Below are 1,197 nucleotides of genomic sequence, written 5' to 3'. Positions count from 1 at the left end.
TAAGAGATTCTGAGCTACAAAATGACGTTGGACTTTTATGCTCTTGCCGCTCATTTTTAAAGAGCGACGTATCTTTCAAGAGCCGCATTTTTTCAGGGAGAGTAAGATGAAAATTGGTGTGATTGGCGCTGGCGCCGTTGGAGTTGGTGTTTGCAATTATTTGCTCACGCTAGGCAGCGTCAGTGAACTTGTTCTGTTAGACCAAAACTTAGAAAGAGCTGAAGGGGAAGTCTTCGATTTTCGTCACACAGCGGCGTTAACCTTTTCCAAAAATACCCGCATTATTCCCTCAGATGATTACCTCGATTTGTTAGGTGCCGATATTGTTGTGATAACGGCAGGTGCGCAAATTCAACAAGGACAAACACGTTTAGATATCGCGGAAGTCAACGCGAAGATTGGCGTCGAGATCGCTAGCAAAATAGAGCGTGTTGCGCCAAAGGCGGTTTTGATTGTCGTGTCCAACCCTTGTGACATTGTTGCTCATTTTATTACTACCAATACGGGCTTTGAGCCAAACAAAGTGATAAGCAGCGGGTGTGTTATCGATACAGCTCGCTTGATGAGTATTGTTGCTAACCGTGTGGATCTCGACCCTAAAAACATATTTGGTTATGTGCTGGGAGAGCACGGAAGCCACTGTTTCACACCAAAGAGTTTGATCTCTATTGCTGGCCAGCCTGCGGATTATTATTGCGATACGCACAATATCGAGAGAATCGATGCTGATGAGTTGCTCGAAGCGGTTAAGCAAGCGGGTTACGAGATATTTCGTCGCAAACATAATACGGTGCATGGTATTGCAGCCAGCGTATTTCGAATCATTCAAGCCATCAAAATCAATGAGCGCTCTGTGTTGCCAGTTGGCACGATGATGTCGGGTCAATATGGTGTGAGTGGCGTCGTGCTAAGTCTACCGACGGTGGTCGGGGAAAAAGGTGCAGAGTCGGTTCTTACTCACCCGTTTACAGAAGAGGAGCTTGAAACATTACACTCTATTAGTGTGAACTTGAGATCCATTGTTGAGAATGTCGCGCAATCGACAGGTTTGAAGTGCTGATTGTAAACAAAGAAATTCTCCGTTTTGCCTTATATAGCCTACTGTTTAGTAGGCTTTTTTGTGTCTTCCAAACAGAGAAAAGCCCCATAAACTATGGTTGTTTAATTTGCAAATGAGTAATAGAATGCGAACCATTT

At 44.3% G+C, this 1,197-nt stretch carries 1 protein-coding gene; it reads left to right on the top strand.

Features of this window, described 5'->3' with window-relative positions:
* Positions 1 to 106 precede the first annotated feature (106 nt).
* A complete protein-coding gene (locus R8N28_RS25815) occupies positions 107 to 1,060 on the top strand; it encodes an L-lactate dehydrogenase (RefSeq protein ID WP_318183735.1) in 954 nt (317 codons plus the stop codon).
* Positions 1,061 to 1,197 lie beyond the last annotated feature (137 nt).

This window comes from Vibrio sp. Vb1554, from assembly GCF_033344235.1.
Note: the sequence above shows the minus strand (reverse complement) of the source record. Positions and strands in the feature narration are given on the sequence as shown.

Excerpts from the sequence above, each read along its gene's own strand:
- R8N28_RS25815 (WP_318183735.1), top strand. The coding sequence starts at position 107 with ATGAAAATTGGTGTGATTGGCGCTGGCGCCGTTGGAGTTGGTGTTTGC.